The organism is Sulfitobacter sp. G21635-S1 (assembly GCF_027213915.1).
Classification (GTDB): domain Bacteria; phylum Pseudomonadota; class Alphaproteobacteria; order Rhodobacterales; family Rhodobacteraceae; genus Sulfitobacter.
The window spans coordinates 70,338-95,179 of the sequence record NZ_JAPWGV010000011.1 but is presented as its reverse complement, the minus strand read 5'-3'; the positions used below and the strand labels follow the sequence as shown (position 1 = coordinate 95,179).

25 protein-coding genes and 1 other RNA gene are annotated in these 24,842 nt (G+C 62.5%); 12 read left to right on the top strand and 14 right to left on the bottom strand.

From position 1 onward, the window contains the following. Positions 1-85: 85 nt before the first annotated feature. The gene (locus O4H53_RS12635) at positions 86-1,021 is read left to right on the top strand and encodes a fatty acid desaturase family protein (protein WP_269364148.1); all 936 of its coding nucleotides are present in this window, start codon (positions 86-88) and stop codon (positions 1,019-1,021) included. Positions 1,022-1,178: 157 nt separating this feature from the next. Beyond that, a complete protein-coding gene (locus O4H53_RS12630; RefSeq protein WP_269364147.1) occupies positions 1,179-1,568 on the top strand; it encodes a DUF1304 domain-containing protein in 390 nt (129 codons plus the stop codon). Between the two features lie 13 nt (positions 1,569-1,581). Here O4H53_RS12630 and O4H53_RS12625 read toward each other — a convergent pair whose 3' ends face one another. The 3 genes from O4H53_RS12625 to clpS are packed head-to-tail and all read right to left on the bottom strand — an operon-like array spanning position 1,582 to position 3,739. Continuing rightward, on the bottom strand, positions 1,582-2,382 hold the full coding sequence (locus O4H53_RS12625) for an SDR family NAD(P)-dependent oxidoreductase (protein ID WP_269364146.1): 801 nt from the start codon (positions 2,380-2,382) through the stop codon (positions 1,582-1,584). A 22-nt stretch (positions 2,383-2,404) separates the two neighbouring features. After that, complete coding sequence (locus tag O4H53_RS12620) at positions 2,405-3,394, bottom strand: class I SAM-dependent methyltransferase (RefSeq protein ID WP_269364145.1); 990 nt, start codon at positions 3,392-3,394, stop codon at positions 2,405-2,407. Between the two features lie 3 nt (positions 3,395-3,397). After that, the gene (gene clpS, locus O4H53_RS12615) at positions 3,398-3,739 is read right to left on the bottom strand and encodes an ATP-dependent Clp protease adapter ClpS (RefSeq protein WP_067294983.1); all 342 of its coding nucleotides are present in this window, start codon (positions 3,737-3,739) and stop codon (positions 3,398-3,400) included. An 88-nt stretch (positions 3,740-3,827) separates the two neighbouring features. On the opposite strand from clpS, the gene O4H53_RS12610 reads away from it, so the two are divergent. After that, positions 3,828-4,538 carry an HAD family hydrolase gene (locus tag O4H53_RS12610; protein ID WP_269364143.1) on the top strand — a complete coding sequence of 237 codons (711 nt, stop codon included), beginning with the start codon at positions 3,828-3,830 and terminating at the stop codon, positions 4,536-4,538. 250 nt (positions 4,539-4,788) lie between these two features. Further along, on the top strand, positions 4,789-6,255 hold the full coding sequence (locus O4H53_RS12605; protein WP_269364142.1) for a D-alanyl-D-alanine carboxypeptidase family protein: 1,467 nt from the start codon (positions 4,789-4,791) through the stop codon (positions 6,253-6,255). On the opposite strand, the gene O4H53_RS12600 is transcribed toward O4H53_RS12605, so the two are convergent. Further along, positions 6,236-7,138, bottom strand: coding sequence for a LysR family transcriptional regulator (locus O4H53_RS12600; protein WP_269364141.1), 903 nt, complete (start codon positions 7,136-7,138; stop codon positions 6,236-6,238). The genes O4H53_RS12605 and O4H53_RS12600 overlap by 20 nt on opposite strands. A gap of 100 nt (positions 7,139-7,238) precedes the next feature. On the opposite strand from O4H53_RS12600, the gene O4H53_RS12595 reads away from it, so the two are divergent. Continuing rightward, entirely contained in the window at positions 7,239-7,385 is a 147-nt protein-coding gene (locus tag O4H53_RS12595; RefSeq protein ID WP_269364140.1) for a hypothetical protein, read from the top strand. A 168-nt stretch (positions 7,386-7,553) separates the two neighbouring features. Here O4H53_RS12595 and O4H53_RS12590 read toward each other — a convergent pair whose 3' ends face one another. The 5 genes from O4H53_RS12590 to O4H53_RS12570 form a co-directional block, all read right to left on the bottom strand. Next, positions 7,554-9,137 (bottom strand): ABC transporter ATP-binding protein, encoded by a 1,584-nt coding sequence (locus O4H53_RS12590; RefSeq protein WP_269364138.1) that lies wholly within the window; start codon positions 9,135-9,137, stop codon positions 7,554-7,556. Positions 9,138-9,204: 67 nt separating this feature from the next. Further along, entirely contained in the window at positions 9,205-10,386 is a 1,182-nt protein-coding gene (locus O4H53_RS12585; protein WP_269364136.1) for an ABC transporter permease, read from the bottom strand. After that, positions 10,386-11,474: a microcin C ABC transporter permease YejB gene (locus tag O4H53_RS12580; protein WP_269364135.1), complete on the bottom strand. Its 1,089-nt coding sequence runs from the start codon at positions 11,472-11,474 to the stop codon at positions 10,386-10,388. Before O4H53_RS12580 ends, O4H53_RS12585 begins: the two co-directional genes overlap by 1 nt. Positions 11,475-11,480: 6 nt before the next feature. Beyond that, a complete protein-coding gene (locus O4H53_RS12575; RefSeq protein ID WP_269364133.1) occupies positions 11,481-13,412 on the bottom strand; it encodes an extracellular solute-binding protein in 1,932 nt (643 codons plus the stop codon). Positions 13,413-13,578: 166 nt separating this feature from the next. Continuing rightward, positions 13,579-14,079, bottom strand: coding sequence for a c-type cytochrome (locus O4H53_RS12570; RefSeq protein ID WP_114277415.1), 501 nt, complete (start codon positions 14,077-14,079; stop codon positions 13,579-13,581). Between the two features lie 128 nt (positions 14,080-14,207). On the opposite strand from O4H53_RS12570, the gene O4H53_RS12565 reads away from it, so the two are divergent. Further along, positions 14,208-15,047, top strand: a complete 840-nt coding sequence (locus O4H53_RS12565; protein ID WP_269364130.1) for a prephenate dehydratase — start codon at positions 14,208-14,210, stop codon at positions 15,045-15,047. Between the two features lie 21 nt (positions 15,048-15,068). Here O4H53_RS12565 and O4H53_RS12560 read toward each other — a convergent pair whose 3' ends face one another. Further along, positions 15,069-15,938, bottom strand: a complete 870-nt coding sequence (locus O4H53_RS12560) for an EamA family transporter (RefSeq protein WP_443069602.1) — start codon at positions 15,936-15,938, stop codon at positions 15,069-15,071. A gap of 79 nt (positions 15,939-16,017) precedes the next feature. Between O4H53_RS12560 and O4H53_RS12555 the strand changes: the two genes are divergently transcribed. After that, positions 16,018-16,506: a MarR family winged helix-turn-helix transcriptional regulator gene (locus O4H53_RS12555; RefSeq protein ID WP_269364128.1), complete on the top strand. Its 489-nt coding sequence runs from the start codon at positions 16,018-16,020 to the stop codon at positions 16,504-16,506. Positions 16,507-17,107: 601 nt separating this feature from the next. On the opposite strand, the gene O4H53_RS12550 is transcribed toward O4H53_RS12555, so the two are convergent. Together O4H53_RS12550 and nudC are read right to left on the bottom strand one after the other, a co-directional pair. Further along, the gene (locus O4H53_RS12550) at positions 17,108-17,575 is read right to left on the bottom strand and encodes an SRPBCC family protein (protein WP_114277410.1); all 468 of its coding nucleotides are present in this window, start codon (positions 17,573-17,575) and stop codon (positions 17,108-17,110) included. A gap of 85 nt (positions 17,576-17,660) precedes the next feature. Continuing rightward, on the bottom strand, positions 17,661-18,629 hold the full coding sequence (gene nudC / locus O4H53_RS12545; RefSeq protein ID WP_269364126.1) for an NAD(+) diphosphatase: 969 nt from the start codon (positions 18,627-18,629) through the stop codon (positions 17,661-17,663). A 142-nt stretch (positions 18,630-18,771) separates the two neighbouring features. On the opposite strand from nudC, the gene ffs reads away from it, so the two are divergent. Continuing rightward, positions 18,772-18,869: signal recognition particle sRNA small type (ffs, locus tag O4H53_RS12540), an RNA gene on the top strand. 236 nt (positions 18,870-19,105) lie between these two features. Here the strand turns inward: ffs and ypfJ are convergent. Beyond that, a complete protein-coding gene (ypfJ, locus tag O4H53_RS12535) occupies positions 19,106-19,945 on the bottom strand; it encodes a KPN_02809 family neutral zinc metallopeptidase (RefSeq protein ID WP_269364124.1) in 840 nt (279 codons plus the stop codon). Positions 19,946-20,009: 64 nt separating this feature from the next. On the opposite strand from ypfJ, the gene O4H53_RS12530 reads away from it, so the two are divergent. The 4 genes from O4H53_RS12530 (at position 20,010) to recR (ending at position 23,227) form a co-directional block, all read left to right on the top strand. Beyond that, on the top strand, positions 20,010-20,372 hold the full coding sequence (locus O4H53_RS12530) for a YidH family protein (RefSeq protein ID WP_269364123.1): 363 nt from the start codon (positions 20,010-20,012) through the stop codon (positions 20,370-20,372). 64 nt (positions 20,373-20,436) lie between these two features. Continuing rightward, positions 20,437-22,173 carry a DNA polymerase III subunit gamma/tau gene (locus O4H53_RS12525; RefSeq protein ID WP_269364122.1) on the top strand — a complete coding sequence of 579 codons (1,737 nt, stop codon included), beginning with the start codon at positions 20,437-20,439 and terminating at the stop codon, positions 22,171-22,173. Between the two features lie 53 nt (positions 22,174-22,226). After that, positions 22,227-22,571, top strand: coding sequence for a YbaB/EbfC family nucleoid-associated protein (locus O4H53_RS12520; protein WP_114277406.1), 345 nt, complete (start codon positions 22,227-22,229; stop codon positions 22,569-22,571). 62 nt (positions 22,572-22,633) lie between these two features. Next, the gene (gene recR / locus O4H53_RS12515) at positions 22,634-23,227 is read left to right on the top strand and encodes a recombination mediator RecR (RefSeq protein WP_269364119.1); all 594 of its coding nucleotides are present in this window, start codon (positions 22,634-22,636) and stop codon (positions 23,225-23,227) included. 204 nt (positions 23,228-23,431) lie between these two features. Here recR and O4H53_RS12510 read toward each other — a convergent pair whose 3' ends face one another. After that, positions 23,432-24,610, bottom strand: a complete 1,179-nt coding sequence (locus O4H53_RS12510; RefSeq protein WP_269364117.1) for a type III PLP-dependent enzyme — start codon at positions 24,608-24,610, stop codon at positions 23,432-23,434. Positions 24,611-24,842: the final 232 nt, after the last annotated feature.

The window sequence follows — 24,842 nt, the reverse complement described above, 5'->3', positions numbered from 1 at the left end:
TGCAAACCCCGGGGGTTATTCCGTGGGAAATGCCGGGGCATTTTGCACGCTTGACCTGTCGACGCCTCTGGCACAGCATGGGTTCATGACACCCGGCAAAGCATATCTGGATGCTGACGCCATCCACAGACTGGCAGGCCGATCCGACGCCATGGGCGCCTGGCTGGTGGTCCATTGCTGGGGCGTGATCCTTGGCGCTGTCGCCCTCTTCGCCCTATGGCCCAATCCGCTGACCTTCCTGCTGGCGGTTGTGCTTATCGGCTCGCGTCAGCTGGGCCTTGCCATCCTGATGCATGACGCCGCGCATAATGCCTTGTTCAATAACCGCAGGATCAACGAATTCGCGGGCGAATGGCTCTGCGGTCGCCCGATCCTGGCGGAGCTTGCCAGCTACCGCCATTATCACCTGACCCACCACCGGTATACCCAGACCGAAAAGGACCCCGATCTGGTCCTCTCCGCCAAGTTCCCGACAAGCCACGCCAGTCTGCGGCGCAAGTTCATCCGCGACCTGACCGGGCAGACCGGGGTTCGGCAGGTGGTCGGGCAGATTGTCATGTCCTTCCGGCTGGCCGGGGATGACGACGCAGTCGCGGCAGCAACCGAGGATGCCGCGCTGGCGTTCAAGGCGCGGGACCTGTGGAAATCCCTCCTGGTCTTTCTGGGCGTTGCCCTGTTGATGAGCATCCTCGGACAATGGTGGTACGGTCTGGCCTTCTGGCTGCTGCCCTATCTCACCTGGTTTCAACTGGTCCTGCGTATCCGCAACATTGCGGAACATGGCGCGACGGAACAGTCGGAGGACCCGCTGCGCAACGTCCGCACCACCCGCGCGGGCCCCATCGCCCGTGCGCTGCTCGCGCCCTATTGGGTGAATTACCACCTGGAACATCACATGATCATGCATGTCCCCTGCTGGCGCCTGCCCGACCTGCATCGCGCGCTTTGCGATGCCGGTATCGGGGACCGCATGCGCATCTCGCCCAACTATGGTCGCGCGCTGGCAGAGGCCGGTTGGTAGAGCAGCTCGGATCAAGACGCTATCGTCGGGTGTCAGCCCGTGCAGGCGCTGCGCCGAAACGGCTCCCTTTCCACCTGGGGCTATGATAGAGCGGCCTCAATCAACCAACCTGCTTCCCCGCCCCGGGCCCAAGCACCGCAACAGATGAGTTACGAAGATGAAGAAAATTGCACTGGTTCTCGTGGGCGTCATCGCTGCGCTCCACTTCTATATCGCCTGGTTTGAAATCTTCGCCTGGACGTCGCGCGGCCCGAAAGTGTTTACCTCGATGCCGCCCGAGCTTTTTGAACCGACCATCCAGATGGCCGCCAACCAGGGCTTCTATAACGCTTTTCTCGCGGCCGGGCTGGTCTGGTCTCTGCTGATCAAAGAGGAGAAATGGCAGTTCAGAATTGCCGCCTGTTTCCTGACCTTCGTTGCCCTTGCAGGGGTCGGGGCCGCGGTGACTGTTGCGGTGAAATCCGGCCTTCCGCAATTCGTGCCCGCCAGCATCGCCCTGGCGTTGCTCGTGCTCTCAAGGAAGCAAGGCCCGTCTTCCCTGTCGTGACCTGACGGCCGGATCAATGCGCCGGGGCGGATACCGCGTCCAGCAGGGTGCGCCCGCCGTCGATCACCATGATCTCTCCGGTCATGAAACCGGAACTCTCCGCCGCCAGGAACTGCACCGCCTCACACAGTTCGTTCGGTGACGCGATGCGCCCCAGCGGCGTGTTGTTGCGGATGTTGTCGCGCCACTCGCGGTTTTCGGCCACGGCGGCGCGCAGCGAGGCGCTCATCACGCTGCCAAAGGAAATCGCGTTGACCCTGATCCGGTGCTGGGCCAGCGACAGCGCCATCGAGCGGGTCATCTGCTGCACCGCAGAGGCGGCGATGGCATAGCCCATCAGTTCCGGCCGGGTCTGCTTGCAGGCGGTAGAGCTGAGGTTGATGATCGAACCGACCTGCGCCTTGGATTCAGGATCCGCCTGTTTGATCATCCGCCGCGACACCGCCTGCGTCAGGTGCAGGGCCGTCATCAGGTTCTGATCCAGCAGGGTTTCGACAGAGGTGTCCTCCACATCCAGCGCGTCGGTTGTCATCACCTGGCGCGAGGCATTGACCAGAATATCCACCTGGTCAAAGGCATCTATGGTTGCGGAAATCAGGTTTGCGATGGTCAGGCGCTGGCGCAGGTCGCCGGCAAAGGTGCGGATGTTGCCCTCTTCCTGCTCATCGCCCAGTTCATCCATCAGCATCTTTTCATCCGCATCGGCGCACATCACATTGGCACCCGCATTCGCCAGATGCCGCGCGATCGACAGACCGATGCCATTGGCCGCGCCGGTGACAATCGCGGTCTTGCCGGAAATCGAAAAAGACATCGCTATCCCTTCTCAGATATGCTCAGCGCCGCTGGCGCGTCGGTTTGGCTGCATGGAACAGCTTGAACCTTGCATCGCCGCCCAGTTCATCAACATGGGCAAAGTTCTTCTTCAACTCGGCCTCATAAGGCAGGTGACGGTTGGCAACCATCCACAGATTGCCATTGGGTTGCAACAGTCTTGACGCCGCCGCGACAAAGGCCTGGCCGATCTGCGGCTCGGCGGCGCGGCCCTGATGGAACGGCGGGTTCATCACGATTGTGTCCATCCGGTGCGGCGGCGCCCATTTGGTCGCGTCTTCCCAATGGAACTTGGCGCGCTCGTCGGTCACGTTGTGCCGCGCGCATTCCAGCGCGCTGTGCCCGGCCTCCACCAGATGCACGGTCTGGACGCTCTCCCTTGCCAGGACATGGGCCGCGAGAAACCCCCAGCCTGCCCCCAGATCGGCCACTTCGGCACCCAGCTTCTCGGGCAAGGCATCAACCAGAAGCGCCGATGCCAGATCGACCCCATCGGCAGAGAACACGCCCGGCGCTGTCCAGAACCCTTCTGCCGTCTGCGCGGGCCGTTGCAGCCAGTCGGCAAAGAAATCCTTGGCGGCAGGGTCGATCCAGAACAACTTGCCATGCGCCTTGGAAATCGGACCATTCACGGTGACACGCTTTTTCATCTCGCGAAAAATGGAATCAATGCCATCGGTCTTCTGCCCGTCGATCACCACGATCCCGTCGCAGGCCTCGCAGGCCCGGGCGATCAGCGCGCGCGCCTCGGCCTTGGCGCGGGGCAGACAGACAATCGCGGCGGCATAGCGGTCGCCGATCATGTGAATCGCCTTGTAACCGCGCGCCTCCCAGCTGTCGTAAAGTGGCTTGAAGTCCTGCACGATATGGCATCGGTCAGGATCCAGACCCGGCAGCCGCGCCTCTGCATTGGGGTGAAATACGGCGATCAGCCCTTGCTCAGGCAGGTCGAGCCCGCCTTGCAGCGCCAGATCCAGTCGTGCGTCAATCACACGCTATTCTTCTTTTTCCATGGTGCATTGCAGCGGATGCTGATGCCTGCGGGCAAAATCCATCACCTGCGCAACCTTGGTCTCTGCAATCTCGTGGCTGAACACACCCACCACCGCCAGGCCCTTCTTGTGAACCGTCAGCATGATCTCGAAGGCCTGGGCATGGTTCAGACCAAAGAACCGCTCCAGCACATGCACGACAAACTCCATCGGGGTAAAGTCGTCATTCAGCAGCAACACCTTGTAGAGCGGAGGCCGCTTTGTCTTGGGCTTTGTCTTGGTCAGCAGATCGGTCTGACCGTCATCGTCCGACTTGTCCGCCATCATGTGTTCTTCAAGGCGCATTGCTGCTCCGACAGGTTGCTGTGCGTTGGTGAGTCGTATGAGCGTCTATATAACCTGTTCCTGTATTGAGAAAAGAGGCAGCTTGGAAATGGCACTTGCATTAACCACAATCGGCTTTGATGCGGACGATACGCTTTGGCAAAATGAACAGTTTTTTGCCATGACCCAGGACCGTTTTGCCGATCTGCTGGCCGATCACGCGGACAAGCCCGACCTGATGGCGCGGCTGATGCAGGCGGAACGGCGCAACCTTTCGCACTACGGATTCGGGATCAAGGGCTTTACCCTGTCGATGATCGAAACTGCAATCGAGATCACCCAAGGCAAGGTGCCCGCCACCGTGATCGGCGAAATCCTCGATGCCGGGCGCGATATGCTGTCCCACCCGGTCGAACTGCTGCCGGGCGTGCAGGACACGCTTGCAGCACTCCGGCCCGATCACAAGCTGCTTCTGATCACCAAGGGTGACCTGCTCGACCAGATGCGCAAGGTGGAGCAATCCGGGCTGCGCGAGCATTTTGACGCCATCGAGATCGTGTCCCACAAGACCCCGGCCGAATATACCGAGATTTTCCGGCGGCATGGCACCGGCGCCGACCAGGGGCTGATGGCAGGCAACTCCATGTCCTCGGACGTTCTGCCGATGCTGGAGGCTGGCGGATGGGGGGTTCTGATCCCCCATGGGCTGACCTGGGCGCTGGAACACGCCAAAGCACCCCAGGATCACCCCAGGTTCGCGGAAATCCCCGATCTGGCGCATCTGCCGGCGCTGGTCGCACAGTGCAAATCAGCCGGCTGACCGGTCAGGCGCGCCCCAAATTCAATAATGGCATGACCGCCAAACTGACGCCACAATCTTGCCTTAATCGCCCCTATTGTGGCATCAGATTTTCCTTCCCCTAGATGTGGACGACACCCGGCCCTATTTTCGCTGATTTACCAGTACGTTATGCCTTTCCCGAAATCGGATCCTGTGTTACCTTAACTGTAATCAAATTGTGGCCAGTCGAAAAATCGGCGGTCCAGAGGCAGTAAAAGGCAGGTTTCCAATGAAGGCGCGGCGCATTCAGCCGGCCCGTTTCGGGCTATTTTTCCTCGCAGCACTATGGCTTCTGGTCATTCTGCCGCTCAGCGCCATCGCCGCCCCCTATGCTGCTTATGTGATCGACGCCAGGACCGGAAAGGTCCTGCATGCGCAAAACGCCGATACCCGGCTGCACCCTGCTTCCCTGACCAAGATGATGACGCTTTATATCGCCTTCGAGGCGATCGAACGGGGTGAAATTTCGCTCGATACCAAAGTGACGGTCTCGCAGAATGCCGCGTCCGAGCCGCCCAGCAAGCTGGGTCTGCGTCCGGGTCAGAAGATCGCGCTGCGCTACCTGATCCGCGCCGCTGCCGTGAAATCCGCCAACGACGCCGCCACCGCCATCGGCGAGGCAATCGAAGGCTCCGAAGCCAAGTTCGCCCGCCGGATGAACCGGACCGCCAAATCGCTGGGGATGACGCGGACGACCTTCAAGAACATGCACGGGCTGACCGAGGCGGGCCATCTCTCCACCGCCCATGACATGACGCTGATGGGGCGGCACCTGCTGTATGATTACCCGCAATACTACAACCTGTTCTCGCGCATCGAGGCCGATGCCGGGGTCAAGAAGGTCAGCCATACCAACCGGCGCTTCCTGACCTCCTACAAAGGCGCCGACGGGATCAAGACCGGCTATACAAGGGCGGCGGGTTTCAACCTGACCGCCTCTGCCGAACGTGGCAACGAGCGTATCATCGTGACCGTTTTCGGCGGTCAGTCCACGGCATCGCGCAATGCCAAGGTGGCCGAGCTTATGGATCTCGGATTCCGCCGCGCGCCGTCGAATGCCCCGCTGCGCAAGCCCCAGCGCGAAACGGTTTACGCCGATGTCGAGGACGACAGCGCAGGTGCCGTACCGGGTGGTGCCGGCAAGACGATTCGCCTGGTCGGCGCGGTCAAAAGCTCCAAGCGGCCGCAATTGCGCCCCGGCAGCGACGCGCCTGTCATGGTGGCCTCTGCGGAACCTGTCGTGACAAATGCAGACATCACCGCAGCCCTCAAGGAAGCCGTGCAGACTCCGGCCCCGACACCGGCGAAACCCGTCGAAAGCGACGCCGTGGTCACCCTCGCTTCTGCGGCGCAGGCTTCCGTGCGCCCGACCCTGCGGCCCAAGGCCTCAGACGCCCCCGCAGCCGCAGCGGCAGCCCCGGTGGAGCAGGAAGTGGTCACCCGGCTGTCGACATCCGGCGGACGCCAATGGGGCGTCAACGTGGGCCGCTATCCCAGCCGCTATGCCGCCGAAAAGGTGCTGCTCAAGACCGCACTGGCTGAAATGGCAACCCTGGACGGCAGCCTGCGCAAGGTGGTGCAGCGCCCACAGGGGTTTGATGCCAATTTCCTCGGCATGACCCGTGACAGCGCCGACCTGGCCTGCCGCAGGCTGGCCGCGCGCAACGTCAGCTGCTTCATGATCGGGCCCGGCTGACCGCCTGATCCTGCGCCGCCTCACGGCGAATCCAACGCACGAAATCCTTCAGCGCGGGCCGCATCACGCCGGGCCGCGTGACGATGTTATAGCCCGATCCGGGTCTTTCCGTCCGGTGCAATTCCCGCAGCCGTCCGGCGGCAATGTCGCGTGCCACGAACAAAAGCACCGTCACCGCCACCCCCTGCCCGTTCCGGGCCCCATCAAGCAGCAGATTGCCCGGGACCTGCATCAGCGCCTTCGGGGCCAGTGCGCCATTGCCGAAACGGCGCAGCCAATCGGTGCTTTCCGAGGTGCTCGCCTCCTCCAGCCAGGGGTAGCCTGACAGGGCATCAATCGGCGGCAAGCGCCCCTCCCCCACCAGCGAGGGCGCCGCAATAACCACCATGGGCGATTCCAGCAGCAGCTCCGTCTCCAGCCCCGGCCAGGGGCCGACGCCGTAACGGATCGCGATGTCAATGCCATCCGGCGAGAGCGGCGCAAGCGCCGGCGTGGGATCAAGCCGCAGATTCGCCTCCGGATGCTGGGCGCGAAACGACGGCAGGCGCGGCATCAGCCAGGAGGCGGCAAAGGTCGGTGTGCAGGAGATATGCAGGGGCCGCTCGTCCCGCGTTCCGGTGATTTCCTGCGCCGCCTCGATCATCGCGGCAAAACCCGCGTGCAGCGCCTTGGCCAGCACCTCGCCCGCCGGGGTCAGGCGCATCGACCGGCCCGACCGATCCAGCAGCGCCACATCCAGATGTTTCTCAAGCACCCGCAATTGCTGGCTGATCGCCGCATGGCTGACCCCCAGCGCATCACCCGCGGCCTGCACATTGCCGCTTTGGGCAAAGGCGGAAAAGGCCCGCAGCGCGGCCATCGGGGGCAGTTGCCTCCAATCCATATTCAATCCTGACTTACATGTAGAAACGATACATGAGTCGCATTTTGCCGGGAAATGCCCAGTATTGAAAGGGTGAAACGCAGCATAAGGAGAGCCCGACATGTTAAGTATATACGCATCCGCCATGCAAACAGCGACCCGGACCGACTGCCTCTCTGTCCGCAGCATACTGCCCGGCGCAAAGTCATTGCGCCTGCGCTGGTGGCAGCGCGCCAGGACCAGCTGCATCGACCTGAGCCGCCTGTAACCGGTCTGAACATGGGGAAAGCAGGCGCGGGCGCGCTCAGACACCGGCCCGGCCGCTTTCAACCGCAGGCAGCGCAAGCGCCAATTCAGGCCGCCGTGGCCCCGGCGGCCTGCGCCGTTTTATTCGAATAAAACGGCCCGGAATTTTCGAAAATTCCGCCCCCGCCGCTCAGGTCGTGGCCTGCAGCAGGGTGCGGGTATAGTCGGTCTGCGGATTGTCATACAGATCATCCACCGGCCCGTATTCGATCACATCGCCCCGTTTCATCACCATGACCTTGTGCGACATGGCACGCACCACCCGCAGGTCGTGGCTGATGAAAAGATAGGCCAGCCCGTATTTCCTTTGCAGGTCGCGCAGCAGTTCGACGATCTGGACCTGCACTGTCATGTCCAGCGCCGATGTCGGCTCGTCCAGCACCAGCAGACGGGGGCGCAGCACCATGGCGCGGGCAATCGCGATGCGCTGTCGCTGACCGCCGGAAAACTCGTGCGGATAGCGGTCCATCGTGGCCGGGTCGAGCCCCACTTCCATCATCACCTCATGCACCAGAATCCGCTGATCCTGGCCCTTGCCGACCCCGTGAATCCCAAGACCCTCGGCGATGATCTGGAAACAGGTCATGCGCGGGCTGAGCGAGCCGAACGGGTCCTGGAAGACGATCTGCATATCCGCCCGCAGCCGCCGCAACTGCCGGGTCGACCATTGCCGCACGTCCTGCCCCATGAAGGTGATCCGCCCGTCCGACTGGATCAGCCGCATGATGGCAAGCGCCATTGTCGTCTTGCCCGATCCGCTTTCCCCCACGATGCCCAGGGTTTCCCCCGCGTGCAGCGTCAGCGACATGTCGTTGACCGCCTTCACATGGCCCACGGTGCGCCGCAGCAGGCCGCGTTGGATCGGGAACCAGACCTTGAGGTTCTCTGTCGATACGATCTCGGGCGCCTCCGCAGGGGCGGGCGCGGGGCTGCCCGTGGGTTCGGCGCTGAGCAGCTTCAGCGTATAGGGGTGCTGCGGATTGTCGAAAATTTCCCGTGTCGGCCCCTGTTCCACGATCTCGCCATGCTGCATCACGCAGACGCGGTCGGCGATGCGGCGGACAATGCCGAGGTCATGGGTGATGAACAGCAGCCCCATGCCCTCGCTGTCCTTGAGGTCCTTCAGCAGGTCGAGGATCTGCGCCTGGATCGTCACGTCCAGCGCCGTGGTCGGCTCATCCGCGATCAGCACATCGGGCTTGTTGGCCAGCGCCATGGCGATCATCACCCGCTGGCGCTGCCCGCCCGACAATTGGTGCGGATAGGCCCCCAGGCGGCTTTGCGCATCGGTGATCCCGACCTTTTCCAGCAGTTCGAGAATCCGCGCACGCGCCTGCGCGCCGGTCAGGCCCTGATGCAGCGCGATGCTTTCGCCCAGCTGCTTTTCGATGGTGTGCAGCGGGTTCAGCGATGTCATCGGCTCCTGGAAGATAAAGCTGATGTCATTGCCGCGCACCTTGCGCAGCAGTGCCGCATCCGCACCGATCATCTGCTGGCCGTCATAGGTGACGGAGCCCGACACCTCGGCGCTGTCACCCAGAAGCGACACAGTCGACAGGGCGGAAACGGATTTGCCCGAGCCGCTTTCGCCCACCAATGCCACAGTCTCCCCCCGTTCCACGGAAAAGGACACGCCGCGCACCGCATGGGTCAGCGCCCCGTCCTGCCGGAACGAGACGTTCAGGTTGCGGACATCCAGAAGCGCTGTGCTCATCCGCGCACCCCCTGCCCGATTTCTTCGAAGAAATCGGTCCGGAATTTTCGAAAATTCCGATCCTGCGTCATGTGAAGGTCTTTCTTGGGTCAAAGGCGTCGCGGATACCTTCAAAGATGAACACCAAAAGCGACAGCATGATCGCAAAGGTGAAGAAGGCAGTGAAGGTCAGCCAGGGGGCCTGCAGGTTCTGCTTCGCCTGCAGCGTCAGCTCTCCCAGCGAGGGGGCAGAGGACGGCAGGCCAAAGCCCAGGAAATCGAGGATCGCCAGCGTGCTGATCGTGCCGGTGATGATGAAGGGCAGCATGGTCAGCGTCGCCACCATGGCATTGGGCAGCATATGGCGGAACATGATGGTGGCATTGCCCACGCCCAGCGCGCGGGCGGCGCGGACATATTCCAGGTTCCGGGCGCGCAGGAATTCGGCGCGCACGACACCCACCAGCGCGGTCCAGGAAAACAGCGTCAGCAGGATCACCAGCAGCCAGAAACTGCGCCCCAGGATCGCGAACATGATGATGATGACATAGAGCGACGGGGTCGATGACCATATTTCGATGATCCGCTGAAAGATCAGGTCGAGCCAGCCGCCAAAGAACCCCTGTACCGCCCCGGCAAAGATGCCGATGAGCGAGGCAAGCCCGGTGACGATCAGGGTAAAGATGATCGACAGGCGGAAGCCATAGATCACCCGCGCCAACACGTCGCGCTTGGTGCCATCGGTGCCCAGCAGGTTCTGGCCATTGGGCGGCAGCGGCGCGGCACCGGGCCGGTCCACCGCGGTGTTGAAGGAATAGGGGATCGGCGGCCAGATGCTCCAGCCCTTCTCGATCGCCTCGCCTGCGACCATGCCGTCCCGCGCATCCGCAATCAGCGCCCCGGGGTCGTCGAAACACTGCTCCAGCCCGCCGGTCGCGATCAGGCATTTCACCTCCGGGTCGCGATAGACCGCCTCGGTCTGGAAATCACCGCCAAAGGCCGTTTCGGGATAGAAGCTGAAGATCGGCATGTAGTATTCGCCGCGGTAGTTCACGAGGATCGGCTTGTCGTTGGCGACGAATTCGGCAAACAGCGAGATGCCGAACAGGATGGCAAAGATCCACAGGCTCCAAAAGGCCCGGCGGTTGCGGCTGAAATTGCGCCAGCGCCGCTTGTTCAGCGGCGACAGCCAGCCGCGCGGGGCCTGGGGCACGGGCGGGGGCGCATCCTGACCGGGGGCGCGTTCGGGGATCAGATCAACCTGTGACATCAGCCTTCCCGCCGCTCGAAATCAATGCGCGGATCCACCAGCACGTACATCAGGTCCGACAGGATGCCTACAATAAGCCCGATCAGGCCAAAGATGAACAGGGTGCCGAAGACGATGGGATAATCCCGCGCCACCGCAGCCTCAAAGCCGAGCCGCCCAAGCCCGTCCAGCGAAAAGATCGTCTCGATGATCAGCGAGCCGCCAAAGAAGACGCCAATGAACACCGCCGGAAAGCCCGCGATCACGATCAGCATGGCGTTGCGGAAGACATGCCCGTACAGCACGCGCCGCTCCGACAGGCCCTTGGCCCGGGCGGTCATGACATAGTGTTTCTTGATCTCGTCCAGAAAGCTGTTCTTGGTCAGCAGGGTCAGCGTGGCAAAGGCGCTGATGGTCGAGGCCAGGACAGGCAGCGTGATATGCCAGAAGTAATCCACGACCTTGCCCATCGGCGACAGGCTGTGCCAGTTGTCGCTGGTCAGCCCCCGCAGCGGGAATATCTGCCAATAGGATCCGCCGGCAAACAGCACCAGCAGCAGGATCGCAAACAGGAACCCCGGTATCGCATAGGCCGCGATGATCGCACCCGATGTCCAGGTATCGAAGCGGCTGCCATCCTTGATCGCCTTGCGGATGCCCAGCGGGATCGACACGATATAGGCAATCAGCGTCGACCATAGCCCCAGGGTGATCGACACCGGCAGCTTTTCCTTGATCAGCTCGATCACCGAAATCGACCGGAAATAGCTGTCGCCGAAATCGAACCGGGCATAATTCCAGAGCATGTTGAAGAACCGCTCGACCGGGGGTTTGTCAAAGCCGAACTCCTTTTCAAGTTCTTTGATGAACTCCGGCGGCAGCCCCCGCGCGCCCACATAAGCGCTGTCATTGGCGGTCAGCCCACCTGCCCCCGCATCCTCATTGGCCCCTGCAAATCCGGCAAAGACATCGCCGCCGCCCTGAATCCGGGCGATGGCCTGCTCCACCGGGCCACCGGGCACGAACTGGACCAGGGCAAAGTTGATCAGCATGATCCCCAGCAAGGTCGGGATGATCAGCAGCAATCTGCGAAGGATATAGGCACCCACGCCGCGTTACCTCAATGCGCCAGAAGCCTTGAGGGCGTCCGCCTTCTCCTGATCGAACCACCAGAAATCAAGATTGCCCAGGGAGAACGGCGGTATGACCTCGGGATGTTCATACTGGTTGTAATAGGCCACCCAATAGGTCGGCTTGTACCATGTCGGGATCATGATGAACTCATATCTCAGCGCCCGGTCCAGCGCGCGCAGCGCGACATCCGTGTCTTCCAGCGTCTCGGCGCGCAGGGATTTTTCAAGGATCGCATCGACCAGCGGGCTGGCGAGGCCGGCCGGGTTGAAAAGCGAATATGCCGCATCTTCCGACCCGAAACGCTGGGTCAGGCCGCCGCCGGTGCTCAGATAGGATGAATAGGCGTCATAGACGAGATCATAATCGCGGTCACGCTCGCGCAGGGTGTATTGCGACGGATCGACGGTCTGCAGCTCCGCATCAATGCCGAGGTTATTCACGTTGGAGATGAAGTTCTCCATCACCGCCCGCAGGGTGGCCGAGCTTGACGCATTGAACAGGAAAGTCAGCTTGAGCGGCTCCCCCGCCGCATTGCGGCGCTTGCCGTCCGACCCCACCGGCCAGCCGGCCTCGTCCAGCAGCCCCATGGCACGGCGCAGATTCCGCCGGTCCAGCAGGCGGGAGGGATCAGAGGTATGCGGCATGCGGACCTCTTCGGTCAGCATTTCAGGCGGCACCAGATCGCCGAGGGATTTCAACAGCTCCAGTTCCTTGCCTTCGGGCACGCCAGTGGCCATCAGCTTGGTGTCCTGCGAATAGGACACCCGCTGTTTGAACAGCCCGTATTGCAGCGACTCGTTGGTCCATTCAAAGTTGAACGCCAGCGCCACCGCTTCGCGCACGCGCTTGTCCTGCAACACTTCACGACCCAGGTTGAACACGATCCCGGCCGCATCGGGCGGCGCACCGTCGGGCAGTTCCTCGCGGATGATATCGCCGTTCCTGACCTTGGGAAAATCGTAGCCTGTCGCCCATTTCTTTGAATCACCCTCGGTTTCAAAGGTGAATTCACCGGCCTTGAACGCCTCGAAAGCCGAGGTATCGTCGCCGAAATACTCGATCCTTATGGTGTCGAAGTTGTTGCGGCCCACGTTGAACGGCAGGTCCTTGCCCCAGTAGTCGGGGTTGCGCTTGTAAACGATGCGGCGGTTCACATCTATGCTGTCGACCATATAGGGGCCCGAACCGGGGGATATTTCCAACCGGGATTCATCCAGACGCGCGCCGCTTTCCTCGTACCATTTCTTTGACCAGATCGACATGTTGCCAACCGTCTCGATCAGGCTGCGGCGCGACACATCGGGGGCAAAGTAATACTTGATCGTATGTTCGTCGATCACCTCGATCTTGGGGATCAGCTTGCGCACCGCATCGGCATAAGACTTCAGACCCTGCTCAAGGATCAGGTTCTGGCTGAACTCCACATCATATGCCGTCAGCGGCGTGCCATCGGAAAACCGGGCCTCGGGGCGCATGTGGAAGATCACCCAATCCTTGTCTTCGGGATATTCCAGGCTCTCGCAGACAAGGCAATAGGCCTCGCCATAGACATCCGCAGGCGCGGCAGAATTCACGCCCTCGCCCAGCAGGCTTTCATACATCACCGTCGACAAGGCCCCGCCACGGCCCTTGCGGGTATAGGGGTTCATGGAATCGAAGGTGCCGACGACGCCCAGGGAAATCTCGCCCCCCTTGGGCGCATCGGGGTTCACATAGTCGAAGTGGGTGTAATCCGCAGGATATTTCAGATCGCCGTAAAAGGAATATCCGTGGCTCTTGATGATCTTTTCGTCCTGGGCGGCTGCGGCAGTGGCAAGCCCAAGTGCCAGACCGATCACCAACAGCGCGTTCCAGGCTGTCCAAAGCCGGTTTGCAGGGGGCAGTTCGGCGGCGCGGGACTGGGATCGGATCATCAGGCTCTCCTTTGAGGGTCTCAAATCGTCTGTTCAAACCAGATGTAAGCTAAAGGCCAACGCCGCCAAGATACAAGTTGCGAATATGTAATCTTGGGGCCGCGCCTGCGCAGACATGCAAAAGGCCGCCCAAATCGGACGGCCCTTGCATCAATCGCGTTGTTTTTCAGCCACCCAGGCTCTGCAGATAGGCGATCACATTGGCGCGATCTTCGGGCTTTTTCAGCCCTGCAAAGCCCATTGTGGTGCCCGGCGCCCAGCCTTTGGGGCTGGTCAGGAACGCGCTCAGCTTCTCGGGATCCCAGGCGCCTTCCTTGCCGGACAGGCCACCGGAATAGCTGAAACCGCCAACCGAAGCGATGTCACGCCCGACCACACCGTTCAGGTGCGGGCCAACCGCATCGGTGCCATCGACTTTGTGACAGGCCGAACACTTGCGGAAAATCCCCTCGCCCTTGCCGGCATCAGCCGCTTCCATCAGGGCCGCCATATCGATTTCTTCGGCGGGTTCACCGGAATCGGCGCTCGCAACTTCGATGACATAGGATTGATCGCCATGCGCCTCGGCGTGATAGATCTCTTCGCCGGCCCATTTGCCCAGCAGCAGGATCAGCCATGCACCAAACAGGCCGCCGGCAATTTTTGTGATTGTCATCGTATCGAACATGGGCATGGTCCATTACTTCTGTGGCTATCTTGGGCGGGTATCTATTGCTTTCCCTCTCGCGGGGCAAGGTGTAGTTACCGCGACCAAACGCCCCTGCTGGCGCAATTTGTCGAAGGATGTTCAGAAAGATGGCAGAAACGCCGCCGCGCATCGCCTTTCAGGGCGCTTTGGGTGCCTATTCCCACGAGGCCTGTCTCCAGGCTGTCCCGGGCATGATTCCCGTGCCCTGCACCACCTTCGAAGGGGTCATCCGCGCTGTCCGCGAGGGACGCGCGGATCTGGCGATGCTGCCGGTCGAGAATACCACCTATGGCCGGGTCGCGGATATTCACCGCCTCCTGCCGGAAAGCGGGCTCAAGATCGTGGCCGAGGCATTTGTGCGGGTGCGCATCGCGCTGATGGCCCGTCCCGGCGTGACGCTGGACGAGGTGAAACATGTGCGCGCCCATATGGTGCTTTTGCCGCAGGCCCGCAGCTTTCTTGAGGCGCGTGGCATCACCTCCGAGGCCGCCGCCGACAGTGCCGGTGCCGCCGCCGATCTGGCCGAGACCGCAGGCAGCCGCGACGGCGTGCTGGCCAGCGAGGTCGCCGCCGACATTCACGGGCTGGAGGTGCTGGCCCGCGACATCGAGGACATGGACCACAACACAACCCGCTTCCTGCTGATGTCGCCGCAGATCGACACCTCCCGGCGCGGCGACAAGATGCTCACCACCTTTGTCTTCGAAGTCCGCAACATCCCCGCCGCGCTTTACAAGGCCATGGGCGGTTTTGCGACCAATGGCGTCAACATGACCAAGCTGGAAAGCTACATGGTTGGCGGTTCCTTCACCGCGACGCAGTTCTATGCGGATATCGAAGGGCACCCGGAGGATCCGGCGGTCAAACGGGCGCTGGATGAGCTGGCCTATTTCACCAATATGCTGAATGTTCTGGGGGTCTACCCCGCCCATCCCGACCGGGGCTGAGAGCCCTGGCGCGGCGGCCTGTCACGCCGCCGTCCGGGCCCGTCCCGGTCTCAGCGCATATTGACCCAGGAACACGCTGCCCAGCACCAGCGCCATGCCAAATGCCTGTGGCGCGGTCAGGGTTTCGTTCAGGACCAGCCAGCCCAGAAGGGCCGCACTCATCGGGCTGAGGAAGCCAAGGACGGAAACCGCGGAGGGTTGCAGCAGCTTGATCCCGCGCAGCCAGATGACATAGGTCAGACCCGCGCCGATCAGCCCCAGATACATCAGGCCCAGGATATTGGTCCCGGAGATCGTCGCCCATTGCGTCGGCGCCACAAGCGCAGATGGCAAGAGCAACATGCCGCCCGCCGTCAACTGCCATGCCGTGAAGGTCAGGGCAGAGACCGGCGGTTGCCATTTCCGGCTCAGCACCGTGCCCAGCGCCATGCTGGCAGAGCCGGCGATCCCGGCGATGACACCCAGCGCATCCAGCCCCGCTGCCGGTGTCAGGACCAGCAGCGCAACCCCGACACCCCCCGCCGCGATGGCCACCAGCGACAGCTTTCGGATCGGCGAACCCAGCAAGGCGCGGGCAGCGAAAATGACCACCAGGGGCTGCAGCGCCCCCATGACCGCCGCCACTCCGCCGGGCAACCGGTAGGCCGCAAAAAACAGAAGCGACCAGAAGATCGAGAAGTTCAGCGCGCCCAGGACAAACATCCGGGGGATCCAGCCCCCGCTGGGCAATTGCCGGACCAGACACAGCAGGAGCAGCCCGGCAGGCAGGGCCCGCAGCAGCGAGATCGTCAGCGGGTCAAGGTTCGGGAGGAATTGCGTCGTAACGATATAGCTGCTGCCCCAGATCACCGGAGCAACCGCCGTCAATGCAATGTCGAAGCTGCGTGACATGATGGAATCCTTTTTATCTTGACTTCAAGATACTCACGAATAACTTGACGTCAAGATAAATGTGCGCTGTGGTTCCTTCATGTACGATATCGACAAGATCAAGGCGCAATGGGCCAGACAGCGGCCCGACCTCGACACGGAGCCGATGGCCCTCATCGGACGGATAACGCGGCTTTCTGCCCATCTGTCCGAAGAAATGGGCAAGACCTTTGCCCGTCACGGGTTGAACGGCCCGAGCTTTGACATGCTTGCCACGCTGCTGCGGTCCGGTCCGCCGCATGCGCTGTCTCCCAACCAGTTGCTTGAGACCATGATGGTCACCTCAGGGACCATGACCAACCGCATTGACCAGTTGGAAAAGGATGATCTGGTCACCCGGGTGAGGAACCCCGACGACAAGCGCAGCGTTTTGGTCCAGCTGACCGGCAAGGGGCAAAAGATCATTGATGCGGCGGTGACGGATCACGTCGAAACGCAGAAGAAACTTGTTGCGGGCCTGTCCGGGGAGGAACGCGGCAATCTGAACGCGCTGCTCCGGACTTACCTGGCCACTTTCGAAGCGGATTAGCAGGGATGCAATCGCCACTGGTGCTGCCACAGCAACGGCAGGAGAGACCCCGGCGTGACTTGGGGCGCAGGCCGGGCGGGGCGGCACCGCAACCACAGAACGGAAGATGCGAACCCTTCCCGCTTTCCCTTCGCGCGACGATCCTCTTGAACCTCAGACGCGAAGCGCTAGCCGGGCCATCGCCTGCCCGGGGTGGGCGATACTGACCTTGGCTCATGCCACTTTATTTCTCAGCTTTGATGAGCCCTATCATGGGAACTACCCAGCCTAACCATATCGCCTACCGTCATGCCAAAGGCATGCCGACGTTCAAAGGCGCACCTTCGGTGCGAGCGGCGGACAGGCGATGTCCCGGCACCTTCGGCTTGTTCCGGGTCTTGGTGGCATTGATTGACGACAGCTCTGCCCGGTGACCAGATTTTCGCAGGCCTTGCGGCGAATGTCCGGAAAGAGCCCTCTCCACGTTCCTCTCACGCGGAATCAAGGCTGCAGGCCGCCGCGCATCATGCCAGACGCATGTATGCGACGTAACGGGCCGTCCCCAGGCCCCGCGATGCGCGGCCTGGCGTTACTTTAGCAATCCAGACCACCCCCGGCCCGTTCAGGCCGACCGGGAATAGCGTTCTTCCATCGCCTTGGCCTGTTCGGCCACCCGCAGTTTGTATTTGCGGGTGAGCGTGTTCTTGGCCAACTTGAGCGACTGCACCAGCAGACGTGCGCTCAGGTTCAGCGGCTTGATTTCAAGCTCCACCAGAATCCGCGTGCGGCTGCGCGACAGGGGCAACAGCTCGAAACGCATCTGCCCCAGCAACCCCGGCGAGGTGCTTTCCAGCACCATCTCGTTGGGTTTGTCAAAGGTCACCATCTCCAGCTCCAGCTCGCGCCGCTTGCCGCGCAGATCGAAGGCCACGCGCCAGGTCATGCCCGGGCCGGGCACATTCATCTGATCCACCCGCTGGACCTCGGCACCGCGCCGCATTGCCGAGCGTTCAAAACTCTCGAAATCGCAGAGCATCGTGAAAACGGCGTCGATCGGCGCTTCAACATCTTCCTTGGTCGAAAACTTCATAAATCCGCCCCGAACTCCACTGCCTCAAATACCACGGTCAGCATTGTCCTGCCGACCTTTATTCTTCTTGTTCTTCACTTTTGCCTCAATCGAGCCTGTCCGCAAGCCAGTTCTCAAGCAGGAAATGTGCGATGGCCCCCTTGCGGGCTGGCAATATGCTAGCATGGTTGCCTGCGAAAATCTCCATCATATCTTCCCGCGACACCCAGAGCGCATCCTCGATCTCGACCGGGTCGATGCTGATGTCACGGCTCAGCGCCTCGCCCGCGCAGCCGAACATGAGGGAGGCCGGAAAGGGCCAGGGCTGGCTCGACAGGTAGGACACCTGCCCGACCCTGACACCCGCCTCCTCAAAGACTTCGCGGCGCACCGCGGCCTCCAGGGTCTCGCCCGGTTCGACAAAGCCGGCCAGCAGCGAATACATGCCCGCAGGCCAGCCCGGGGACCGACCCATCAGCACTGAATTGCCCTGCGTGATCAGCATGATCACAACCGGGTCGGTGCGCGGAAAATGCGCGGCCTTGCAGGCCGGGCAGACCCTCTGCCAGCCCGCCTGTGCCATGTCGGACCTGTGGCCGCAGGCCGCGCAGAAACCATGGCTGCGGTGCCAGCTGAACATCGCCCGCCCGGTTGCCGCAAGTTCCGCGTCGCGCGGGCTGAGCCAGGTCATCACCCGGCGCAGCTCGGCAAAGGCCATCTCTTCGCCCAGGGCCGGGTGGCGTTGTTCGCTGGGATCCAGGAAACCGCCCAGCGCCGCCTCGTCCAGATCCTCGGGCTGCCAGGAGGAGAGGTCATAGGCAAAACGCGCTGCCCCGTCCTCGCGCCCCAGCAGGATGATGTCGTCGCCCGCGTCGGCGAGCACGGGATGGTCCAGCGGCAGGCGGGCAAGATGGGCGGGACGGGCCGTGGCGATCAGCGGCTTGCCGCGCCAGAACAGGATCGCCCGCGCATCGGGGTCCTTGAGCGCCGCGCCGATGGCCTCGGGGTTGCTGCGTATTTCCCCGGCCCGGTCCAGCGCCGATCCCCCGAAAGTCACCGTTTCCGCATGTCGCATCTTGCCGTCCTTATCCCTGCCGGCCCCTTTGCGGCCCGCATCAGGGGTTTGCACCATGGCAGGGGGGAGGGCAATGGCATCCGCCGCCGGGCCCGCCGCCGCGCCCCTTGCGTTCCGAAAACCGCGCCATTATATCCGGAAATGAGAGGTTGGTGCGGGCAGGCGCCTCGCCAACCCGGTCAGATCCGGAAGGAAGCAGCCGTAACGAGTCCCGCTTGGGTCGTTATCAATCTCTCACCAAGCGCTTTTGCAAAGCAAAAGCGCGTCGCCCGGCAGGGGCATCTGAAAGATGCTCCCGAGAGGGCAAGCCTCCAACATTGAACAGAAACCTGTCTTCCCCAACTTTTTCTACGCAAAAGCGTGTCTGCCTGACAACCCAAAGTGCCTTGTCCGGGCCTTGCGCCCCGGACGCATCCTTGGGCCCTCCGCGGGGATATTAACCACCCGTTAGTTAATGGAAATAATTGATTAACGCGTCACAGCTGCGCCGCTGCGAAGGTATCGCAATCCCCCACCTGCCCGCTGTCATAACCCCGGTCGAACCATCGCGCGCGTTGTTCGGAGGTGCCATGGGTGAAGGTATGCGGCTGCGGGACCCGGCCCGCCTGCTTTTGCAGGTAATCATCGCCGATCTTGCGGGCGGCGTTCAGCGCCTCGTCCAGATCGCCCCGTTCCATCAGCCCCCGCACGTTCATTGCCCAGACACCTGACAGGCAATCGGCCATCAGTTCCAGCCGCACGGTGAGCGCATTGGCCTCGACCTGAGAGGCTTGCTGGCGGGCGGCGTTGACCTTGGGCAGGATGCCAAGCTGGTTCTGCACATGATGCGCAACCTCATGGGCAATCACATAGGCGGCGGCAAAATCGCCCCCGGCGCCCATGCGCTGGCTGAGCATGGTAAAGAAACCGGTGTCGAGATAGGCCTTTTCATCCACCGGGCAGTAGAACGGCCCGGTCGCGCCGGAAGCCCCGCCGCAGGGGCTTTGGGTCACGCCGGAAAAGACCACGAGACGCGGCGGTTCGTAGGTGCGGCCCAGTTGTTCCTGAAACACCTTGCTCCAGACGTCTTCGGTTGTGGCCAGCACCTGTGCGGTGAATTGCGTGGCGGCGTCATCCTCTGCCGAGACCGGCGTCGTTTGCTGGCTGGGGGCGCTGCCGCCACTGCCGGTCAGCAGCGGGGTCACGTCAATGCCGGTGAAATAACCGATGCCCAGGACAAACAGGACCCCGACGAGGCCAAGTCCGCCTGCCCTTGCACCGCCGCCACCGCGCCGGACCTCGACATTCCTGCTGCGTCGGATGCCACGTAGCCGCATGATTGTTTTCCTTGCTGTGTCACCGGATATTGTCAGTCAAACGCCGCCGCCGCACAATGGTTCAATGAGTACCGACAATGAACTGGCCGAAGATCGCACGGACTGGGCCGAAGATCGCACAATTCTGGCCAACGAACGCACCTTTGCGGGGTGGATGCGCACCGGCATGGCGTCACTTGCCGTGGCGATCGGCCTGCGTGCCGTATTCGGGGATTTCGAGCCAACCTGGGCGGCCAAGGCCGTGGCGACGGTATTTATCATCGCCGCGATCTATATTTTCTGGGCCGCACATGATCAGGCCACCAAGACCCTCAAACGGCTGACCGACCACCATGCTGAAGCGCAGCCGAACAGCCGGATGCGGACCCTGGCGATCCTGCTGAGCGTTGCATCACTGGCTGTGGGCGGGGTACTTTGGGCGCTGTGACGGTGGTGGACGCGCCCTGCCCGACGGCCTAACTTGGCCCCTGGACCGAATCCGAAGGACGCCCATGACCGACAGCACCGCCTACCGCGTTCTTGCGCGCAAGTACCGCCCCGAGACCTTTGCCGATCTGGTTGGCCAGGACGCGATGGTCCGGACGTTGAAAAACGCCTTCGAGGCCGACCGCATCGCGCAAGCCTTTGTCATGACCGGCATCCGGGGGACCGGGAAAACCACCACTGCGCGGATCATCGCCAAGGGGATGAACTGCATCGGGCCGGACGGCACGGGCGGGCCGACGACGGAACCCTGCGGGGTCTGCGAACATTGCGTGGCGATCATGGAAGGCCGTCATGTGGATGTGATGGAGATGGACGCGGCCTCCAACACCGGGGTGGCGAACATCCGCGAGATCATCGACTCGGTGCATTACCGGGCGGCATCGGCGCGCTACAAGGTCTATATCATCGACGAGGTGCACATGCTGTCGACCGGCGCGTTCAACGCGCTGCTGAAGACGCTGGAAGAGCCGCCCGAGCATGTGAAGTTCATCTTTGCCACCACCGAGATCCGCAAGGTGCCGGTGACGGTGCTGTCGCGCTGCCAGCGGTTTGATCTGCGCCGGATTGAGCCGGAGGTGATGATCGCCCTGCTGCGCAAGATCGCAGCGGCCGAAGGGGCAGAGATTGCGGAGGATGCGCTGGCGCTGATCACCCGCGCGGCGGAAGGATCTGCGCGCGATGCGACCTCGCTGCTGGATCAGGCGATCAGCCACGGCGCGGGCGAGACGACCGCGGTGCAGGTGCGTGCGATGCTGGGGCTCGCGGACCGGGGCCGGGTGCTGGACCTCTTCGACATGATCCTGCGCGGCGATGCGGCAGGCGCGCTGACCGAGCTTTCCGGCCAATATGCCGATGGGGCCGACCCGATGGCGGTGCTGCGCGACCTGGCGGAGATCACCCATTGGGTCTCGGTGGTCAAGATCACGCCGGAAGCGGCCGAAGACCCCACGGTGTCACCGGAAGAACGCAGCCGCGGCACGCAGATGGCGGAAACCCTGCCGATGCGGGTGTTGACGCGCCTTTGGCAGATGCTGCTCAAGGCGCTGGACGAGGTGGCAAGCGCGCCCAATGCGATGATGGCCGCCGAGATGGCGATCATCCGGCTGACCCATGTGGCCGACCTGCCCAGCCCCGAGGAACTGGTGCGCAGGCTGCAGAACGCCACGCCGCCCCCGGCGCCCGGCGGGGGCAACATGCCCCAGGGTGGCGGCGCATCCGGCGGACCGGCCCGGCAGGCGCGCGTGGCGCCCACGGCCCAATCCTCTGGCGCGGCGACGGCGCTGGCCCCGCAGGCGGATGCGGCGCTGGCGCGCTTTCCCAGCTTTGAACATGTGGTCGAGCTGATCCGCGCGAACCGTGATGTCAAATTGCTGGTGGAGGTGGAAACCAGCCTGCGCCTTGCGGCCTACCAGCCGGGCCGCATCGAATTCACCCCGACCGACAGCGCGCCGCGCGACCTTGCCCAGCGCATCGGGGCCAGGTTGCAGCTGTGGACCGGCAACCGCTGGGCGGTCAGCGTGGTGAACGGGGCCGAGGCAAAAACCATTGCGGAGCTGCGCGACGCCAAGGAGAACGCCCTGCGGGCCGATGCCCAGGCGCATCCGCTGATGCAGGCGGTCCTGGCAACCTTTCCCAAGGCCCGGATCACCGCGATCCGCACCCCCGAACAGGTCGCGGCCCTGGCCGAAACCGAAGCGTTGCCGGAGGTCGAGGACGAATGGGACCCCTTCGAGGACAGTTGATCCCGACCGCTGTGGCGCTCATATAGCAGACAACCAGATACAGGAGAGAACAGATGTTCAAAGGATTAGGCGGGCTTGGCGATATGGCCGGGATGATGAAGAAAGCCCAGGAAATGCAGGGCAAGATGGCCCAGCTTCAGGACGAGATGCACAATATCATGGTCACCGGCGAAAGCGGCGCGGGGCTGGTCAAGGCAAGCTGCACCGCCAAGGGTGAGCTGAAGACGCTGGACATCGACCCCTCGATCTTCAACGGCGACGACAAGGAAGTGGTCGAGGACCTGATCCTTGCCGCGATCAAGGACGCACAGGCCAAGGCCAGCGAACGCGCGCAGGAGGAAATGTCCAAGCTGACCGAAGGGCTGGGCCTGCCTGCGGGCATGAAACTGCCGTTCTGAGCCCAGCCCCTTCGTTATGCGCTGAATACCGCAAAGCAACAGCCGCCGCCGGGAGCCCGTGTGTGAGTTCAACCCGCGACATTGACGCCCTGATCGAGATGATGGCGAAACTGCCCGGGCTTGGCCCCCGGTCGGCCCGGCGCGCGGTGCTGCATCTGATCCGCAAGCGCGCGCTGCAGCTGACCCCGCTGGCCGACCTGATGCAGACCGTTGCCGCGACGGCGCGTGAATGCCTGAACTGCGGCAATGTGGGCACGGCCGATGTCTGCGATATCTGCACATCGGAAAAACGCGCCAATGGCGAGATCTGCGTGGTCGAAGACGTGGCGGACCTCTGGGCGATGGAACGCTCGGGCGTCTTCAAGGGGCGCTATCATGTGCTGGGCGGCACGCTTTCGGCGCTGGATGCCATCGGCCCGCAGGAATTGCGCATCCCCCGGCTGATCGACAGGGTCACCAGCGAGGGGATTTCAGAGGTGATTCTGGCGCTGAATGCCACCATCGACGGACAGACCACGGCCCATTACATCGCCGACCGGCTGGAGGGCCAGGTGCGCCTGACATCGCTGGCGCAGGGTGTGCCGATTGGCGGCGAGCTGGATTATCTCGATGACGGAACGATCACGGCGGCGATGCGGGCGCGCAAGACGCTTTAGCCGTTTTCTTTGAAGAAAACGGGTCGGAGTTTTTGAAAACTCCGGTTGCACATCAACAAAACCTGCCGATCCCAAATCGTTTTCTTTGAAGAAAACGGACCGGAGTTTTTGAAAACTCCGCCCCGGACGGCCCTGCCGATAAACAACGCAGGCCGCCTGCTCCTCCCAAAGCAGACGGCCCGTCCGTCGCGATCTCACGTCCTCTCAGAGAACGACCACATCAAGCGGCGGAAACCCGTTGAACCCGACAGAACTGTAAGAGCTGGTATAGGCCCCACAGCATCGGATCATCACCTTATCGCCTGATTTAAGGGCAATTGGCAAGTGAATCGGGCGTTTCTCGTACAGGATATCCGCAGAATCGCAGGAAGGTCCAGCCAGCACACAGGGGCCGGTTTCGCCACCGTCATGCGGTGTCGCAATCTGATAGCGGATCGCCTCACCCTCGGTTTCCGCCAGGCCGGAGAACCGGCCGATATCCAGATAGACCCAGCGGTGCAGGTCATCGGCGGACTTGCGCGACACCAGCATGACTTCCGCCGCGATATGTCCGGCTTCGGCCACCAGGCCGCGGCCCGGCTCTGCCATCACCTGCGGCACCGCGCCGAAACGTGCCTCGACCGCGCGCATCACCGCAGCGGCATAGGCACGCGGCGCTTCGATGCTTTCGCCGTAAAAGGCCGGAAAGCCGCCGCCGAGGTTGAGCAATTGCAGATCGTGGCCATCGGCCTGCGCCGCGTGCCACAGTGCCGAAACCTGGTCCAGGACCGGGTTCCAGTATTCCGCCTTGCGGGTCTGCGAGCCGACGTGGAAGGACAGGCCATAGGGGATCAGCCCCAGGGACTTGGCGTAATCCAGCAGGCCCGGCAGGGAGGCGGGCGCACAGCCGAACTTGCGGCTCAGCGGCCAGTCGGCCATGGAGTTTTCCACGATCAGGCGGATATAGACCCTTGCGCCCGGCGCATGGGCCGCGATCTTTTCCAGCTCCGCGTCGGAATCGGCTGCGAAGAGGGTCACACCGGCGGAATGGGCAAATGCGATGTCGGAGGCGCGTTTGATGGTATTGCCGAAAGAGATGTTCTGCGGCTTCGCACCCTGGGCCAGGCAGAGTTCGATTTCCTGACGGGAGGCGGCGTCAAAGCCCGCGCCTTTCTTGACCAGCAGGCGGATGATCTGCGCTGCCGGGTTCGCCTTGACCGCGTAGTGGATATGCGCATGACCCAGACCCGCGCGCAACGCATCGTATTGCGCCGCAACACGGTCGCGGCTGATCACCAGCGTGGGGCGGTCAAAATCGTTTGCGGCAATGTAGGCCGCAGCGGGATCGGCATATACGGAGGTTGCGGCGCGCAGGGCGCCGGGTACTGTAGCGTTCATGGTCATCTCCAAAGAGCAGATGGGGGACATTCCCCCAGAAGTCGTTTCAAGAGACGTTACCGTCGCTACATAAACGCGGGTCAGTCAGTTTTGATCTGACCGGCCAGAGGCGCGTGCGTTGGCGTCTGTATTCCGCCATTTAGGCCCTTTTCAGATTCGTACAAGTGAAAAATCAGTCGTTTTGAAAAAGCTGCCCCCGCGCGGCTTCCTGTCACCAAACCGCATCACTTTCAGGGGG

Excerpts from the sequence above, each read along its gene's own strand:
- O4H53_RS12555 (WP_269364128.1), top strand. The coding sequence starts at position 16,018 with ATGTACGATATCGACAAGATCAAGGCGCAATGGGCCAGACAGCGGCCC.
- O4H53_RS12510 (WP_269364117.1), bottom strand. The coding sequence starts at position 24,610 with ATGACCATGAACGCTACAGTACCCGGCGCCCTGCGCGCCGCAACCTCC.
- O4H53_RS12635 (WP_269364148.1), top strand. The coding sequence starts at position 86 with ATGACACCCGGCAAAGCATATCTGGATGCTGACGCCATCCACAGACTG.
- clpS (WP_067294983.1), bottom strand. The coding sequence starts at position 3,739 with ATGCGCCTTGAAGAACACATGATGGCGGACAAGTCGGACGATGACGGT.
- O4H53_RS12520 (WP_114277406.1), top strand. The coding sequence starts at position 22,227 with ATGTTCAAAGGATTAGGCGGGCTTGGCGATATGGCCGGGATGATGAAG.
- nudC (WP_269364126.1), bottom strand. The coding sequence starts at position 18,629 with ATGCGACATGCGGAAACGGTGACTTTCGGGGGATCGGCGCTGGACCGG.
- O4H53_RS12525 (WP_269364122.1), top strand. The coding sequence starts at position 20,437 with ATGACCGACAGCACCGCCTACCGCGTTCTTGCGCGCAAGTACCGCCCC.
- O4H53_RS12625 (WP_269364146.1), bottom strand. The coding sequence starts at position 2,382 with ATGTCTTTTTCGATTTCCGGCAAGACCGCGATTGTCACCGGCGCGGCC.
- O4H53_RS12585 (WP_269364136.1), bottom strand. The coding sequence starts at position 10,386 with ATGTCACAGGTTGATCTGATCCCCGAACGCGCCCCCGGTCAGGATGCG.
- O4H53_RS12570 (WP_114277415.1), bottom strand. The coding sequence starts at position 14,079 with ATGTTCGATACGATGACAATCACAAAAATTGCCGGCGGCCTGTTTGGT.
- O4H53_RS12605 (WP_269364142.1), top strand. The coding sequence starts at position 4,789 with ATGAAGGCGCGGCGCATTCAGCCGGCCCGTTTCGGGCTATTTTTCCTC.
- O4H53_RS12560 (WP_443069602.1), bottom strand. The coding sequence starts at position 15,938 with ATGTCACGCAGCTTCGACATTGCATTGACGGCGGTTGCTCCGGTGATC.
- O4H53_RS12610 (WP_269364143.1), top strand. The coding sequence starts at position 3,828 with ATGGCACTTGCATTAACCACAATCGGCTTTGATGCGGACGATACGCTT.
- O4H53_RS12590 (WP_269364138.1), bottom strand. The coding sequence starts at position 9,137 with ATGAGCACAGCGCTTCTGGATGTCCGCAACCTGAACGTCTCGTTCCGG.
- O4H53_RS12550 (WP_114277410.1), bottom strand. The coding sequence starts at position 17,575 with ATGAAGTTTTCGACCAAGGAAGATGTTGAAGCGCCGATCGACGCCGTT.
- O4H53_RS12530 (WP_269364123.1), top strand. The coding sequence starts at position 20,010 with ATGAGTACCGACAATGAACTGGCCGAAGATCGCACGGACTGGGCCGAA.
- O4H53_RS12595 (WP_269364140.1), top strand. The coding sequence starts at position 7,239 with ATGTTAAGTATATACGCATCCGCCATGCAAACAGCGACCCGGACCGAC.
- O4H53_RS12575 (WP_269364133.1), bottom strand. The coding sequence starts at position 13,412 with ATGATCCGATCCCAGTCCCGCGCCGCCGAACTGCCCCCTGCAAACCGG.
- O4H53_RS12630 (WP_269364147.1), top strand. The coding sequence starts at position 1,179 with ATGAAGAAAATTGCACTGGTTCTCGTGGGCGTCATCGCTGCGCTCCAC.
- O4H53_RS12565 (WP_269364130.1), top strand. The coding sequence starts at position 14,208 with ATGGCAGAAACGCCGCCGCGCATCGCCTTTCAGGGCGCTTTGGGTGCC.
- ypfJ (WP_269364124.1), bottom strand. The coding sequence starts at position 19,945 with ATGCGGCTACGTGGCATCCGACGCAGCAGGAATGTCGAGGTCCGGCGC.
- O4H53_RS12600 (WP_269364141.1), bottom strand. The coding sequence starts at position 7,138 with ATGGATTGGAGGCAACTGCCCCCGATGGCCGCGCTGCGGGCCTTTTCC.